Origin of the sequence: Chitinophaga sp. W2I13 (assembly GCF_050434005.1) — a bacterium.
Taxonomy (GTDB): Bacteria; Bacteroidota; Bacteroidia; order Chitinophagales; family Chitinophagaceae; genus Chitinophaga.
Genome location: NZ_JBNPWD010000001.1, coordinates 948,392 through 965,613, shown reverse-complemented (window position 1 = coordinate 965,613; position 17,222 = coordinate 948,392). Strand labels below are relative to the sequence as shown.

The following is a 17,222-nucleotide window of genomic DNA, read 5'->3' as shown; positions in this document are numbered from 1 at the left end:
TCCGGACAATCTTTTTCCTCTGCAAAAGAAGTATTGTGACCTATTTCGCAAGCAGGGCTTGCCTTTCAAAGATTACTCCGGGCCAGCCGTGAATCATAAATTGCCTGATATTCTGGTGATCTGTGCCATCCGGTGTATTTAATACAGCCTGGTAGTGTTCTGCAAATAACAGCAGTGTATCTTCTTTGTCCAGGTTATTTAGCTGCGCGAAAGCAAACACCTTTGCACTTCCCTGGTTTTGGGGGGCTTCATTATGCACTTCTCCGTTTTTAAAGGCTGCAGGCTGGTGTTGATAGTAAGTTTCTATAAATTCAATCACCTCTTTGAAACTAAGTGAATTGTCTTTTAAATTTTTAATTAACGTAATTAGTTGTTCTTTCATCCAGCGTATGATGTATTTAAAATCAATGTGAGGCGGTGCGAAGTCTTCAGGCCCGGCATACCTCATTTAACAGGTCAAAAATAGAAAAAGATGACATCGTCTTTTTATTATTTTCATGATGGGCGCAACCATTTTTTCAACAGCCGGGTAATTACGGGCATCACTACCCATGTTAACAAGGCTACCATGCAGCCTGCGACAATAAATACCCGTAGTGGTATAGGCAGTTTTTGAAGGTAAGGACCGAGTGTGTATGTTAGTAACAGGCTGGTGGGGAAAACACCGCATAAGGTGGTAATGGCCATTTTCCACCGTGGTGGCGGCAAAGGGTAGCGGAACCAGGCTTCCAGCCCGGTTAGCGGCCTGTAAACCGGTTCCTCGGTAAGTTTTGAGGCAAAGTCTTCCCAGTCTCTAAAAAGCTTTGAATTATAAAATGCGTCTCTTTCTGCTTCATCAGCAAAAGTTCGTAAGATCCCAATTTCATTGGAATCTGAACCTGGCAGCGACGTGATCATGGCAGCGCCGTGAACGCCGCCATGAATAAATGATTCACCGAGGAATTGCCTGAGCGCTTCTTTAAATTCCTCTTCTTTTCCGGGAAGCACTTTTCTTGTAATGGCTACATGTATCGACATCTGTTAAATAATATTTAAAGGGAGCAACAAATAAATATACAAAAAATGTGTTCCCGGATGCCGATAGGTTTATAGTCGCTCTACGCTGCTGATTCCACTAAATCCGCGATATAAGCTTTTAATGTGGTTGTACCCCTGACAGGATTGGGATCCTCGTATTTTTCCTTGAGCGTAACATGGGTCATTGCTGCCATTGATTTTGCTGCCGGCTCTGAAAAGCCGGCGTCTTTAAGCGCCTGCATCCAGTTGGTTTCGGGAATTTCCACTGCTTTGACGTCTTTACCCAATGCAGCAGAAAAAGCTTCTGCCACATCGGTTGCCGAGTATTGTTGCGGACCTTCTACATAGTGCAGTCCGGTTTGGGTAACTGGTTCCAGCATGAGCCGGGCAGCTACGCTGCCAATATCCCCTGGACAAACCATTGGCAGTTTAAAATCAACGGGATAAAAGGTATAAACAATACCCGATTCACGCGCTGTTGCCAGCGAAGTGGCCCAGTTGCTCATGTAATAAGCGCCGCGGATAATACTGGCAGGCACATTCATTTCAGCCAATTGCTGTTCCATGTTATACAGCACACCCAGGTCGCCCAGGCCATCCCCGGGTTGTGCACCATAAGTAGACTCCGCTACTACTTTTTTTATCTGTGATTCACCGAGTGCGGTAAGAATAGCGTTCAGGGTTTCTTTTTCCTGTGCTACGGTATCTGTTGACGGATCAGCCGGGGGATTGAGCAGAAATAATTTTTCGCCGGTATTAAATATTTTCTGCAAACGCTTTACATCCAGCGCATCAGCGATGGCCACTTCGGCTCCCTTTTGTTCCCATTGTTGTTTCTTTTTAGGATCGCGGGAGATAATGGTAACCGGCTCCACCTTTTTAATCAGGGTTTCTGCCAATGCAGACCCTATATGTCCTGTGCCGCCTAAAACAATATGCATACATCAGTAGTTTGGTGTGCGGATGGAACCCACAAATCATACCATGATGCTGCCAATAACAACAGCTTCCCATAAGAGAAGCTGCTGGTGGAATGATAGCAATAAAAGTGGCTGTCAGTAGAATACAGCGATGCTGTCTGCTTTCCAGTTGGTGTCGTTGAGGTCTACTTCTATACCACTGCTGGTTGGCGCAAAGAGATTACCCTTTAAAACGGTGCGTTTGTTAGTTTCAAACTTAACATTGTTAATAACTTTGTTGGCCAGCAAATTGCCCAGTCTGCTCCGGCAGACAATGGTTATCGAAGGCACAATGTAACTGCCCTGCAGGGGAAAATATGCCTGTGTTTTAAAGCCCGGCTTTCCCTGGTTATAGGTGGGTATCTGGAACGTATAGCCCATGTAATTCGAATAAGCGGTACCGTTGGCAGGGTTGCTCACTTCCCCGGTTGGGAAATTAAACACCCGTGGGATGCCCCCAAACTGGATGTCCATCCAGGCAGCATCAGCAGGTAGCGGGTCCTGGATAATAAATTGCAGCCTTGCCACAATACGATCCAGGGAAACTTTGGCGTTAGCCGGTCCGTTTACCACCATTTCAAAGTGAGTGCTGAAGGCATCACTGCCGGGATATTTAAACCCGGCATTGGTGATGTAGGAAAGATACTTGTCGCCCGCAGCCAGCAAAGTAAACTTGTAATTACCCGGCGGCAATGTATCCCTGATTACACCAAAAGAAGGGGTACCAACTTCCTGCATAATTTCATGTTTTATGGCTGCCTGTGCACCCGTACCATACACTTTGTAGTAAAGGTATTTTACATGACCATCCAGGGAATCTTTTGCAGTTGCAGCGTCGCCGGCGATGCGGCCAAAGCTGTCCAGCTGCTGGGTAAAATCATCGATATTAAAGGTGACGGGGAAGACAGGTCCGGCGCTGGCTTCAGCGTTGGCAGGTTGTTCAACGCTTTTGTTACAGGACATGAATAGTATGGCACCGGCAAGCCATACCAGGGGAGCAGTTTTAGACATGGTTGAAGAATTTAGGTAGATTAAGTTAACTTTATTCCGTGCCTTTTTTGTTACTTGTAGTAGTAGAGTTTGGAGGGGATGCCAGCCTTTTAAACGCCAGATGTGATCGGGAATTTTTTCCTGCCTGTAAATTTTATAAAGTTTTATCTTGATCAAAAAAAATTCTGTGGGATAAACTTAATATAATATATTTGACTGTCGCTTAGGCGATTAGTTTGAAGCTTTATACCTATAAAATTAATACCTATAAAATTACCCATACTATGAAAACATCTGATCGAACAGATCTGCCGTGTTGCAGGATTGCCCTTGCTTTTCAACAGGCTCAAGCTGTATTTATTTAGAAGATCATCTGTACATGGATTAATGTCCTGAGAATGTTTATTGTGCCCTGGCCCCAGAGGATTAAACGTCTCTGACGGGCTGAATAATTAAGTTAACCTTTGTATCCCTTTTGAAAAGTATTGCCGCTATATCAATTATGGTACTTCTTATCCTTGCCTGTGACGTTAAGGCGCAGCTCTGCCTGCCCGGTAGCAGTGGAAGGGAGTCTGATACCAGTTTTTTCTTTATTCACACCAGCTGCAAAATGAAATTACCGGTATTGGTAGTGTTGTATGAATCGCCACGCGGAGACACACATTACCAGTCTATCCGCCGCAAACATACTGATACGGTACCAATACCTGTTGAAGTACGCCATTCACCTTTTTTAGTGGTTCACGGTAATGTTACCTACGATGGTTACTATCAGTCCAATACAGATACTCCTTATCTCGAGAAGGATATCTATCAGCATACTGTACAAACAACATTAGATATAACAGTGAAGGACCAGTATCCTTTGCATTTTTCATTCAGCACCAGCAAAAGCAATTCGCAGTTATTCCGCAATATTACCGGTATTAACTTTCAATACACCAACCAGGACTTTAAAAATATGTTGTTGGCCAAAGCGAAGGGGTGGGATGCAGGTAAGTTAAAGCAAAAGGTGGCATTAGAGCAGCTGAAAGCCAGGTTGGATAATGACTGGAATAAACTTAATCAATTAAAGTCGTGGTTCACGGCCCCGGGACAGTTACAGAAAATGGCCGAGTCCAGGGAGCGGGAGTACCGGTTGAAAATACAGGATTCGTTGGCGCAGCTGGCAACACGTTTACATCGTCCTTCCTTAGATAGTTTAGGGAACTTGCCGGAGATAAAGCTTTCCCGCAGGGATAGTTTGTTGCTGGTGTTTCGTCAGGAGTATGAAGCTAAGAAAGTGTTGTTTGATTCCCTGCAGCAGGCATACGCTAAAAATGAGCGGTTGTTCCACCAGAAGGAAAAAGCCTATAGTGCGCGGAAAGGCAGTTTGATGGATGCCTTGCAGCATAGCCGGGATGATCTGGATTTGATGAATAACCTGGAAACATTAAATCTTCCGGATTCTTTGTTGCCAAGGGGATATAAAATATTGTTGTCTGTTAAATCATTCGGGGTAGGACGCACTATGGTGGATTATTCGGAGTTGACGGCAAAGAATATTAGCATCATGGGTGTACAAACGGAAGTAAATCCTTCCTGGTATGTGGCATTTGCAACGGGGGCGGTCGATTACCGGTTCCGTGATTTCATTGTGAATGATAACCGTGTCCGCCAATACCTCAATATGATAAGGGTAGGAGCCGGAAGGAAAGAAGGGAATCATGTGATCCTTTCTTATTACACGGGAAAAAAGCAGGTATATAATTTCAATACAAATCCTCCTGCCGGCGGCGTTGTGGAAATACCGGATTATAAGATAATGGGATTGTCGCTGGAAGGCCGGTGGCAACCTGATAAGAACAACTACATAATCGGGGAAGTCGCTAAATCATCACTTCCTTTTTACGCCAGGAGTGCAGCACATCAGGGCCTGGGAAACAGTATGCTCACTTTCGATGATCACAGCAATGAAGCTTATGCGGTAAGCGCTTTTTCATATCTACCGGCTACGTCTACACGTATTAACGGGATGTATAAAAGGATGGGTGCTAATTTCCAGTCGTTCAGCCTGTATGCTTCCGGCTCTTCACAGGATGCCTGGATGGTGCAGTTAACCCAGCCGTTTTTCAGACAGCAGCTTACGCTGACAGGAGGTGTAAGGCAGAATATGTACACCAGTGTATTTGATAATGCCAGTTACAGGAGCAATACCATCTTTAAAAGTATACAGGCTACTTTCCGGCGTAGGAAATGGCCCGTGTTGTCGCTTGGATATTTCCCCTCTTCCCAGTTAATGAAGTTAAGTGATGACAAGTTTGTGGAGAACCTTTATTATACACTGGTGGCAACCGGTAGTTACTATTACCAGTTAAAAGGCGTCACCATGAATACTATTTTCTCCGGGACAAAATTTTATAATCAGCAGTCAGACAGCAACTTTGTGTATTTCAACAGTACTAATCTGATGTTGAATCAAACTGTTTTTCTGGGAAAATTTACCCTGAATGGTGGTGCTTCTTCTGCTACCACTACGGAGTATGCGGTATACGGTGCAGACGGAAGTGTGCAGTACAGGCCGCTGAACTGGCTGGAGCTGGGCGCGGGGCTAAAATATAATTACCAGACAGTGTATGAAATAAAGCAGGTAGGATATCTCGCAAATGCGAGGGTGAGTATCCGGAAATTCGGAGAAGTATCCCTGTCGGGGGATAAAGGATTTGTACCGGGAGTGAACCGGCAGCTGGTATCAAACAAAACAGGAAGATTAACCTATACCAAAATATTTTAAGTATTGAATATGAAGAAATTCCTATGTCTACTGATGCTGACCTGTTATTTTCGTGCAGGCGCCCAGGTTAGTATGACCGTACAGTTGCCGCCGGCCGGCGTGCTTTTAAAGGCACAGCTATGGAATATAGTACTGGTGTCGGCTTCAAATGCTACTGTGAACGTGCGGATCACCATGCGTTTAACAGATGCCCGTACCAATCAGCCGGTGCTCACCGGTATTACGCGTACGCTGGTAATGAATAAAGGAGCCAAACAGCTGCAGGCAACGGATTTTATGCCTATTCAATATGAGTATCTTTCGGCGTCGGTAGATCGCAGTGTGAACGGATTATTGCCGGCCGGTAATTACCTCGCATGTTACAGTATCATTGTTGAGGGTGATAAATCGGGTTATCAGCCGGGCGAAGATTGTATTCCTTTTACTATTGAGCCGATAAGTCCTCCATTGCTATTGATGCCTGCGAACAAAAGCGAATCACTTACCTTATTGCCGCAGTTTACCTGGCTGCCGCCGGCGCCAATGAATATGTTCGGTGAACTGAAGTACGAGATGATACTGACAGAGGTACACGGAAACCAGTCGCCTGAAGAAGCCATTCAACAAAACATACCCGTGCTGCGGGTGCCCGGCCTGCGTAATAATTTTGTTAACTATCCATCCGGCGCCACACCACTGGATACCGCCAACACGTATGCCTGGTCGGTGATAGCGCGCAACGGCAACCTGTTTGCCGCCCAAACTGAGACCTGGACTTTCCGTGTAAAAGGCATTGTGAATGTAGTGGATAATGCTGGTGGGGCATTTGTGCAGTTGAGAAGAGAACTGGATGGATCTATCATCCGGTGTGGAGAAGAAATGCAGATGAGCTATAACAATGGAAACCGGAGATACCACTGCGCATTATGAACTGCTGCTGCTCGATAACACGAATAAAATTGTGTATGCAGGGGCTGTTCCGTTAAAGCGTGGAGCCAATCATATAAGTATACCATTGGGAAGGAAGCGGGGACTGGACAGCGACCAGGTGTACCTGTTCCGCTTACTGAACTCCCGGAATGAGTACTGGCAGATGAAGTTTATTTATGTGAGAGACAGGGAAACCCTGTAGAAAAAAACTGAAAGCACCTTATACCTATAAAACGAAGTGAAATGATATTGGCTCTTGCTGCAAAGAGGAAGAAACTGATAGCGGGTTTTATGCTATCCCTGATCTATATGGAAGTGGTAATACCTTCCTATGCTTTGGGTAAGCCTGGCACGCCTCATTATACCCGGCCTGTTGCGGCTGCACCTGTACTTCCGGTGCCAGTCAACAGGAAAGCGGAAGCGCCTGTAAAGGTGGATTCCGTATCAGGAAATTTGTCCGGGGAAGCCGTCAAAGCAGATGGAGGACCTACCCAGCCTGAAACAGAGTCATTCCATTCTGTAAACAGTGACAATATGGTGAACCTTTTCAGCGGGGATTTTTCCTATAGCATTCCTTTGGTGGATGTAGGCGGATATCCTATCTCCATAGGTTATAACAGCGGCATTACTATGGACCAGGAAGCCAGCTGGACAGGGTTAGGGTGGAATATTAACCCTGGTTCCATAACGAGAAATGTAAGAGGGCTGCCGGATGATTTTAATGGCACGGATTACATTTCGAAAGTGATGAGTATTAAAAAGAATAAAACCATAGGTGTTGACGGTAGTTTCGGCGCTAAAATCTTTGGTACCCCCATCAAGTTTACCGCTAACCTGGGAATGTATTATAATAATTATCGGGGCTGGGGAATGGAGCAGGGTATCAATGCGAGTATCCGCAGCGGATCAAAAGCAGATGGGCCACTTACGGCCAGCCTGGGGATTTCGCAGAATACACAGGGAGGACTGAGTATTTCACCTGGCATATCACTTTCCTTATATCAGAAAGGGACGAATGAATATGGTGGTTTCTCCGGTAATGTTTCCACAAGCCTGGCCTTTAATACGAGGAGTGGTATGAAAGCGTTGCAATTTTCCGCTGGTGTTGCCAAGTATCAGCATTTCGACAAGATCACGCACGACGCGAGTGTAAATGGTTATACTTCGCTTGGTTTTTCCAGTTCCATCAGTTTTGCAGCGCCTTCCTATACACCTAGTATCAGCATGCCCTATACCAGCGAAGCTTATACAGGCAGATTTAGTTTAGGTGGAGAATTATTTGGCTTTTATCCAAATTTTGGATTGAGTGGCTATGTGACTACCCAGTACATTGCAGATGAGGATACGATAAAAACTTTACCAGCATACGGGTATCTTAACCTATATAACGGAGGCGTTAAAGAAAATGCGCTGCTGGATTACAACAGGGAGAGGGAAATCCCGGTGCAGTCGAGCAACCGTACCATAGCCCTGCCATACTATACCTACGATGCCTTTTCCATTACCGGTGAAGGAACGGGCGGTATGTTCAGGGGATACCGGAATGACCTGGGTTATGTGTTTGATCATCCGATGCGGACCCGCGATAAATCGCTCAGCGGAGGTTTGGACATAGGAGCAGGGAATGCTATACATATAGGGGCAGATTTTAACCAGACGCATTCCTATTCGGCCAGCGGACCCTGGAAAGATGATAATCCATTGGCAGCAAGTTTACGTTTTACCAATGCTGATAAGGACTATGAACCGGTATATTTTCGTAATCCGGGAGAGATGGCCATCAACAACAGCCAGTTTTATGAAACAATAGGAGGAGACGATGTAGTAATGCCTGAAATTGCCGGCAATCAAACACGGCATATTCATACTACCGGTAACCTCCTTAGATATCGTGGTGGTAACATCATTGGTAAATTGCCTTTATCTGCTGCCAATAACCGTAAAAAGGACCGCGACAAGCGCACGCAGCTGATTACTTATCTCTCCGCAGAAGAGGCCAGTGTCGTGGGAATGGCAAAATTTATCGAGAACTATAAAGTTAACGAATACACGCTTAATAAGTGTGATATGACCATGCCGTCGAGCCTTGAAAACAAGCAGGGATTTTTGGCGGAAATATATGAGGCTGATTGGTTTTTCGACTATGCGCTGAAGCATGTGGTTACCTTCCCTGATATCACGTTTGACTATCTTTGGCAGTTGTGGCCCCGTGCCAGCTCTCCTTTGCCTTATAGAAACGAGGCGCGCGTGTGCATGAGGTTTAAATCGCGTTTAAAGGCGCCTTTAACCGGGAAATATCAGATCAAAACCATCCTCAATGACAGGTTGCGATTATTTATCAATGACAGCCTTTTCATCGACAAATGGCAGCGGGAATATTCGTATGAACCGGGTGAAAGCACGGTAAACCTTGAAGCAGGTAAAATGTATGATATCAAAATTGAGTACTTCAACGGACCAGCCAATGGCGTACTAAAAATGGACTGGTATTGTAATGGCACCAGGGTGCCAAACGAAAACTTCTTTTTACCTGAAACCATTGATACGTTAAATCTAGGGGCTGTTTCACTGGAAAAAAGGGTTAACAATTTCCGTAAACCCCATCATATTTCAGAGGTTGATGTGTTGAATCCGGATGGGCAGAAATATGTATACGGCATACCGGTATATAATCTCCTTCAGAAGGAAGCTACATTTTCCCTAAACCATGAAGATGGAAATACAGCGGAAGGAACTGCAGACTATAACTCCGGCGTAGATAATACTACCCGCAACAACAAGGGCAATGACAACTATATTTCAAAAGAAGTAATGCCGGCATATGCACATACTTTTCTACTGACTGGTATTGTGTCGCCTGATTATGTAGATCTTACCGGCGATGGTATCACCGATGACGATCCTGGAAATGCCATTAAGTTCAACTATTCAAAAACTGCCGGTAGCGCTTATTCTTATAAATGGAGAACTCCTTATAATAATAAGGTGACTTTCAACGAAGGGGTTAAATCTAATTTTAAAGATGATAAAGGCAGTTATGTATACGGGGAAAAAGAACTGTGGTACCTGAACTCCATCATCTCCAAAAATATGGTGGCTACTTTTAAAGTAAGCAACCGGGAAGATTTGCTGCCGATCACAGAAAGCGGACAAAAAATAGCAGGCAGTGAGCTGCCAAAGAAACTGGATGAGATTAATCTGTATACAAAGGCAGACTTTATTAAATATGGCGATAAGGCCAAACCTATAAAGACGGTGCATTTCGATTACACCTATGAGCTTTGTCCTGGTATTAATGCCCCGCTGAATAATGGTGGAAAACTAACATTGAAGAGGATCTGGTTCTCCTACAATGGTAATCAGAGTAAAGATCCTGTGAGGGCAAGGCGAAACAGTTATGTATTTTATTACAACAGTAAGAATCCCGGGTACAATGGAAAATCATTTGACCGTTGGGGTAATTATAAAGATGCTTTGCAGAATCCCAAATCTACCGCACAGAACCTGATTACCAATGCGGAATATCCATATGCATTACAGGATAGTTTGGTAATGGCGGCCAATGTGGCCGCATGGACAATGGATTCTATAAAACTGCCTTCAGGAGGGCGTATAAAGATCAACTATGAAAGTGATGATTACGCTTATGTGCAAAACCGCCGTGCAGCCCAGATGACGTCGATTGCGGGTTTGTCACCTAACAGGCCATCTTCCCTGAGTGATATTTCCAACCGGCTTTATGGCAGCTCAGATTATCTGTATGTATCTTTTAATGTGCCTAAGGCGGTGACTTCGAAGAAGGAGGTATTCACTAACTACCTGGAGGGATTACATGATACGCTGTATTTCCGTATGAATGTGCAGATGCCGTTGGAAACCGATAAGCCGGATAATGGTGCTGAATACATTCCTTGTTATGGTTTTCTTGATGCCGATGATTACGGATTTTATAATGGCGGGAAAACTATTTATGTAAAACTCCGTTCGGTGGAGCTGGATGGCGATGGGGGTGGAAAATTCAGTCCGCTTGCCAACGCCGCTATTCAATACCTGAAAGTGAATTTGCCGTCAAAAGCTTACCCGGGAAGTGAAATAGGTGATGATCTCACCGGAGCCGGCGCCATCAAGATGCTGGCTACTATGATCACTTCCATCCATAGTGAGTTGCAGGGATTCCCGGCTGCAGCAAGAAAACGTGGGGCAGCAAGGGATCTTGATCTTACCCGTTCCTTTGCCAGGTTGAATGAGCCGAATTATAAAAAGTATGGGGGCGGATTGCGGGTAAAGAGCATCCTGATTTATGACCACTGGAATGCTATGACCGGTCAGAAGGAATCCTTGTACGGTACTGTTTATAATTATACTACAACAAAGCTGATCAATGGTAAAGAAGTAGAGATCAGCAGTGGCGTGGCTGCTTACGAGCCAATTCTTGGCGGAGAAGATAATCCATGGCGTACGCCACTTATATACAAAGAGAAATTAGGTAAACTGATTCCGGATGTGGTAAGTTACGTGGAAACGCCATTGGGTGAAACCTTGTTCCCTTCAGCCTCTGTGGGATACAGCAAAGTACAGAGCCGTTCTTTGATGACAAAAAATGTACGTTCTGCCAATGGGTATAATGAATCCTGTTTTTATACTGCCTATGATTTCCCTACTTATGTGAGTTTCTCAGAGTTTGAAGGTGGGACTACCCGAATGGATTACACGCCTGGCCTGGGGGGAATTCTGAAAATAAATACGGCGCGTCACCTCGCAATGACCCAGGGCTTCGTAGTGGAGCTGAATGATATGAACGGGAAGATGAAGTCGCAGTCGGTATACGCGGAAGGCGGAAAGGAACCAATTTCTTCCACTACCAACTACTACCGGGTGGCAGATGAAAACAGTAAATTCAAGCACCTGAACAACCGGGTATTATCAATGAATGCGCAAGGCGTAATAGACTCCAGTGCTGTTATTGGATTGGATGTAGAACTGATGACGGACATGCGGGAGCAGACTTCTAAAACAGAAGGAATGAGTTATAGCGCAGGAACTGATGGTTTTTATGCCGGTTTGTGGTCCAGTACAGGTTTTGGACTGGTATATCCTCAAAGTGAAGAGAAGAAGTTCCGTTCGTCTGCTACAACTAAAGTGATTAACCGTCACGGTATCCTGGATAGTGTGGCTGTAACCGACAAAGGAAGCAGGGTTACCACGCGCAACCTGCTTTTCGATAGTGAAACGGGAAGTGTATTGCTGACCGCCACACAAAACGAGTTCGGGGATTCTATATTCCAGTTCGTTTATCCGGCCGCCTGGGCATACGATGGTATGAGTGGCGCGTACAGGAATATCAATACTTCCCTGCGTGGTATAAATATCAAGGCGGGTAAGCTTTTAAATGATCTTTACCCTGCTACAGTGGGAGATTATTTTGCTTCCGGTGATGAAATCATTATGTACAGCAGGATACAGATAGATACAGCAGAATGTTCAACAGAGCTGGCCAGCTTCCCCGGCAGTGCTAAAATCTGGGCAGTGGATGCCAACGCTATTAAAGGTGGCACACCGGATATTTATTTTATGACTAAAGAAGGCGCACCAGTTACGGGTAATGATGTTACGATGAAGATCATCCGCTCCGGCAGGAAAAATATCGGCGCTAATATGGGTACTGTAACGATGATGAAAAATCCCTTGGAAAAATCCGGTACTGGCTATAAGCTGGTGATCGGTAAGCAAAAGAATATTATTAATGCCTCTATGGTAGAGTATAAGCAGAACTGGCATGTGGAAGATTCCAAGAAATCAACCACCACCTGCGTTTACCAGTAATCGTCATTATTAAAAAGAGAATTATGAAGATCCGGAATATTGTATTTGCGTTGCTGCTGTTATCGGGCATATCCGTTTCCGCCCAGAGAGTGCCTGTACAGGTAGATATAAAGCTGAAAGGAGAATGGCAGGTTAAAAGTGTGACGGTAGAGAGATATCATATGAAGCAGGGCCATTTGCTGGGGAAACAGGAGATTACTGCTTATGATTCTATTACGACCATTGGAGGAGGCTTTCTGAATATAGTATTCAGAGAAGATTATTGCATTATTAAGCAATCCGGTGGCCGTAACGCCTGGGATTATATTCATGCAGACTCCGGACGTTTGGAATTGAAACCAGTAGTGGATAGCCAAGCACCGTCCAAGGAAACACCGGAGCACCACTTACGGTTACAATATTCATTCGGAAGTAACGGGGATCTGTTTATTGGTCCGATGATATCGGGTTATATGGACAGGTCTACCGGTGTACCAGTTAAAATGAAGTATACCTGTCATTATACCAGGATTAAGTAATCCTGAAATATATTATTAAAGCCTATTACCCTATACCAGATGGGACAATTCAATAAATGTAAGAAGAGCGCGGCCGGAATGTTGTTAATGTTGCTGTTGTTTACCGGCAACCAGTTATGGGCGCAATGCAGTAACTGGAATATTGCTACCGTTACAGATAGTTCTGTCTGTGCCGCCAGTGGTAAAATAACGGTATCCGTTAATGGCGCCGATGCCGGGAATCTGAGCAATTTTTTCTATAGCCTGAATCCTTTGACTGCAGGAGGTAATGTGATTTACCAGAGTACAACCCCGGTGCTGGAAAATCTGAAGCCAGGCAGATACCAGGTATTGGTAGAGGCATTGTGTGGGCAGCAGCCTGTTTCCCGGTCGGTGGAAGTAGTGGTAGCGGGGAGTTACCAGGAGCTGACGGTTGGTGTTTTTCCGGTCAGGAATACATTGAATGCGTGTAATACCGGGCGCATGAGAGTTGAGTTGAATAGCGGAAGGAAGCCGTACCGGATTACGCTTACTTCTACTCCGGCCAACTATAGAGGACCGAAAAATTTTGATACCAGTGTTAATATAGTATATATCGATAGTCTTACCGCAGGAACCTATATGGTTTCGGTAACGGATGCCTGTTCTACCACTCCGGCAACCGGAAGTATAACAATAAACGAATTGCCGGTTATCGACAGGATGTATCCGCAGTTTTCGAATAGCGGTAGCTGTAATAGTTTTAATACTTACCCCTATATTTACGAACTTTATATTTCCGGCTATTCCAATACAGATAGTATTGCCACTTATAGTATTTCTTTGGACGGGGGGCCAAAAACGCCGTATAAAGCAGTGGAAAATGCTTATCAGACGATTACGCTCCTGGCAGGAAAGACGCTCAAAGATTATTACGGAAAAATAATTAGTTATTACGTAAATATCCGTTGTCAGGATGAATTAGTTGCATCGCAGGAAGTGCCGACTCCAAGTTTTACCTATAATATATTGAGGGACTGTGATAACCGGTTTAGTTTTGGCACAACTTTTTATCAATCAGATCTTTTCTGTAACCCACTTACTATCTCTTTACAAGATAAAACGACCAATCAGGTACTTACCCAAACAGCTGATTTTGCCAATGGAACTGTTTCTCAAAAATTTCCATATGGCAATTACAGGTTAACTGTTACCACCGCAGATGGTTTTGTGATGGCAAATGACACCTCCTTCATGGTAGGGCCAACTGATACACTGAATCCTTATTCAGTTCGGATAGAATCGCCATATCAAGCCTATACGGGCGTAAGCGGAATTGCAGGTTTTTCTTTTTATGTTAATACCGGGCATTTTCCCAGCGGAACTACCATTCAACTCATTTATCCGTACACAGGAAGAGTGATTTCCGTACCCGATTCGCGTTCATATATGGATGTTTATTATAAGGAAGATAATTCTTATTGGACACCAGGATATTATGTTTTCAGGATAACTGATCCTTGTATTGGGAAAACTTACGATTTGCCGGCTTTTATAGGGGAGGATGATGTATACAGGTATAACTGGTCGTATACATTGGAACGGACTTGTGTGGGTATGAAAGTAACACCCAAAGGTAGTTACAAATATAGGGGAAGTGAACCCGGAGGGATTTATAAGGTACTATCCGGAACCAGTTCATTCCCAACAGAATCTATTAGTGAAGGAGAGTCTATTATATTACCGTTTGCAGGTAGCTATAGAATTGCCATAAGTTCAACGTCGTTTACGTATGATTGGGGAGCGGAGAATACTAAAACCATCACCTTCGATGACTCCCCCCTGAAAGCTCAGAACGACAGTACTTTAGGTTGGATATGTCCCGGTGACCCGGCTAACAGCGGCCATATTAAAATCCGGGGCGTAGATGGGAACAGCGGCACGCAACACTATTTGTATAAACTCGCAATAGACGGAAAAGGGGAAACCGGTCCTTATCTCGATAGCAATTACACTGGTAATTTCAACAGTAACAGTAATTACCAGTTATCAAGAAATACCAATTACCAGATAAAGATCATCGACGATTGCGGAGCGTCCATTGTACAGCGGGTAACGATTCTCGACTTTGCCAATTACCAGGTAGTGACAACAGACAAACCACTATTCTGTATCAATGATGATGTATACCTGAGAGCATTCAACCTGCCAACAACTGCAAAAACTTATACCTGGACCGGACCTGATAATTTCACCAGCAACGCACAAACAGTGATGTTGCCCCAGGTGAAACCGGCACAAGAAGGGGTGTATCATGTATCCATCAGCTCCGATATGTGCTCGCGTCCTATTGAAGGCAGTGTGGATATCCGGTTGGCGCCTTATATCACTTATTGCTATAGCGCAGTTACAGATACGACTGTGAATCCTTATACATTCGGTATGCTGGGTAACTGGCGTGCTTCACGTACCTACACTTACTACGGCGCCCGTGCGCAATCCAGTACTGCCGTGAAAACAAATATCCGTACAGACGGTGCTTTCAGGGATTTTGAAACCTTCTGGAAACAGCAAACGAAAGGATGGGCAAAGGATAGCAACTACGATTCCACTGCATGGGTATGGAATGCGGAGAGTACTATTTTTAATAAAAAAGGTTTTGAACTGGAGAATAAAGATCCATTAGGCCGCTACAACGCCGGATTATACGGTTATGACAATGCTGTTCCGGTGGCTACGGTGCAAAATAGCCGTTACCGCGATGCTGCATTTGATGGCTTCGAAGATTATTCGTTCATCAGTGGTAAATGTAATGACGATGCCACCTGTAAAGTAGACCGCAGACTGGATTTTAGCAGTTACCTGGCTAATATAGACAGCACCCAGCATCATACCGGGCGCTATAGTATGCGTGCTAATGCACATGATACCATCCAGATGAAAGTGGCAGTGGTTGCTGCAGAAACGGTGCTTGAATCTCCCACTTTTAATAAGGGAAGTAATGCCTGCACGCCCTATGAAGTATTGAAAAATGTAAGAGCCAACAGCACGGTATTATTACCGCCATTTTCACCCGTAGCCGGCAAACGGATGTTATTCAGCGTATGGGTGAAAGAGGAGCAGACCTGTAACTCTACTTCTTATACCAATAACAAGATTACGTTGTTTGTGGCAGGTGAAACCCGTGTTACTGCGGAAGTGCAGCCTACCGGCAGTATTATTGAAGGCTGGCAGCGGTATGAACAGGTCATTGATCTTCCGGCGGGTAGTACTGGTCTCAGTGTAGTAATGGTGGCTACTGGTAATACGAAAGTGTATTTCGATGACCTGAGATTCCATCCTTACAATGCCAATATGAAATCGTTTGTGTACGATCCGCAGAACCTGCGCCTTATGGCGGAGCTGGACGAGAATAATTATGCTTCCTTCTATGAATATGACGATAATGGCACCCTCACCAGGGTGAAAAAGGAAACAGAGCGCGGTATAAAAACAATCAAAGAATCCAGAAACGGCCTTATAAAAACAGATAATGAGTAATAAGCATATCACCCTGACAACTGCTTTGTTCCTGCTGATTTTACTCGCTGCCGGTTCCCGGGTGCTGGCTCAATTGCAGGATACGACCAAGTTGTTTGCTGAATTCACTAAAATACAGCAGGATGCCAGAAAACAGCCGGTATCTTATGATATCCGGATTACCAGTATAAGACCGGGATCTGCCGCTTTAGCAGATTCGATGTCTGGCTATATGCATATCGATGGCAGCCGTTTGCACTACCTGCTGAATGATGTGGAAACAATCGTGAATGAGCGGTATATGATTGTATTGTTTAAGCAAAACAAAAGTATGTATCTCGCCAGGTCATCCGATAGCAAAGACGTGAATGAAGCCGGTTATTTAAATATGCGGAGAATGGCCGATGATATGCAGGATTGGCTGATGAGCGCAAAAGGAAAAGAAAAAGTATTGAAGATCCGGTATAAGGAAGGTGCAAGGTGCAAGAGCGCTGAATTTAAGATAGATCCGCGTACCGGTTACATAACAGATGCGCATATAGTAATGATCTCTCCTCCGGAGAACTTTACTGGTGGAAAAGAAGATAGTGTGCAGGTCCTGGAAGTGGATTCCCACTTTTTTAATCACAAGCCATTGCCTGCTTCCTATCACGGGTTTGATGAAAGTATTTACTTCACCAGAGAAGGAGATACGCTCAAACCAACGCCGGCTTACCGGGAATACCAAATTTTTAAAGCATCGCCGAACCTATAGAA

Annotated in this window: 11 protein-coding genes; 7 read left to right on the top strand and 4 right to left on the bottom strand. The window is 44.6% G+C overall.

Annotation, left to right across the window (positions count from 1 at the left end; translation table 11 throughout):
• Positions 1-40 precede the first annotated feature (40 nt).
• The 4 genes from QFZ48_RS03860 to QFZ48_RS03845 form a co-directional block, all read right to left on the bottom strand.
• A complete protein-coding gene (locus QFZ48_RS03860) occupies positions 41-382 on the bottom strand; it encodes a HopJ type III effector protein (RefSeq protein WP_429061224.1) in 342 nt (113 codons plus the stop codon).
• Positions 383-495: 113 nt separating this feature from the next.
• Positions 496-1,017, bottom strand: a complete 522-nt coding sequence (locus QFZ48_RS03855; protein ID WP_429045589.1) for a hypothetical protein — start codon at positions 1,015-1,017, stop codon at positions 496-498.
• A gap of 80 nt (positions 1,018-1,097) precedes the next feature.
• A complete protein-coding gene (locus tag QFZ48_RS03850; protein WP_429061222.1) occupies positions 1,098-1,958 on the bottom strand; it encodes an NmrA family NAD(P)-binding protein in 861 nt (286 codons plus the stop codon).
• A gap of 114 nt (positions 1,959-2,072) precedes the next feature.
• Positions 2,073-2,987, bottom strand: coding sequence for a hypothetical protein (locus tag QFZ48_RS03845; protein ID WP_429045591.1), 915 nt, complete (start codon positions 2,985-2,987; stop codon positions 2,073-2,075).
• Positions 2,988-3,468: 481 nt separating this feature from the next.
• Here QFZ48_RS03845 and QFZ48_RS03840 point away from each other — a divergent pair, with 481 nt between their 5' ends.
• The 7 genes from QFZ48_RS03840 to QFZ48_RS03810 are packed head-to-tail and all read left to right on the top strand — an operon-like array spanning position 3,469 to position 17,220.
• Complete coding sequence (locus QFZ48_RS03840) at positions 3,469-5,739, top strand: hypothetical protein (protein ID WP_429061220.1); 2,271 nt, start codon at positions 3,469-3,471, stop codon at positions 5,737-5,739.
• Between the two features lie 9 nt (positions 5,740-5,748).
• Positions 5,749-6,648 (top strand): hypothetical protein, encoded by a 900-nt coding sequence (locus tag QFZ48_RS03835; protein ID WP_429061217.1) that lies wholly within the window; start codon positions 5,749-5,751, stop codon positions 6,646-6,648.
• Positions 6,617-6,850, top strand: a complete 234-nt coding sequence (locus tag QFZ48_RS03830; RefSeq protein ID WP_429061216.1) for a hypothetical protein — start codon at positions 6,617-6,619, stop codon at positions 6,848-6,850. Before QFZ48_RS03835 ends, QFZ48_RS03830 begins: the two co-directional genes overlap by 32 nt.
• A gap of 41 nt (positions 6,851-6,891) precedes the next feature.
• Positions 6,892-12,471, top strand: a complete 5,580-nt coding sequence (locus QFZ48_RS03825) for a PA14 domain-containing protein (protein ID WP_429061214.1) — start codon at positions 6,892-6,894, stop codon at positions 12,469-12,471.
• Positions 12,472-12,494: 23 nt separating this feature from the next.
• Positions 12,495-12,989 (top strand): hypothetical protein, encoded by a 495-nt coding sequence (locus QFZ48_RS03820; protein ID WP_429045598.1) that lies wholly within the window; start codon positions 12,495-12,497, stop codon positions 12,987-12,989.
• 39 nt (positions 12,990-13,028) lie between these two features.
• Complete coding sequence (locus tag QFZ48_RS03815; RefSeq protein ID WP_429061213.1) at positions 13,029-16,487, top strand: hypothetical protein; 3,459 nt, start codon at positions 13,029-13,031, stop codon at positions 16,485-16,487.
• The gene (locus tag QFZ48_RS03810) at positions 16,480-17,220 is read left to right on the top strand and encodes a hypothetical protein (RefSeq protein WP_429045602.1); all 741 of its coding nucleotides are present in this window, start codon (positions 16,480-16,482) and stop codon (positions 17,218-17,220) included. Before QFZ48_RS03815 ends, QFZ48_RS03810 begins: the two co-directional genes overlap by 8 nt.
• Positions 17,221-17,222 lie beyond the last annotated feature (2 nt).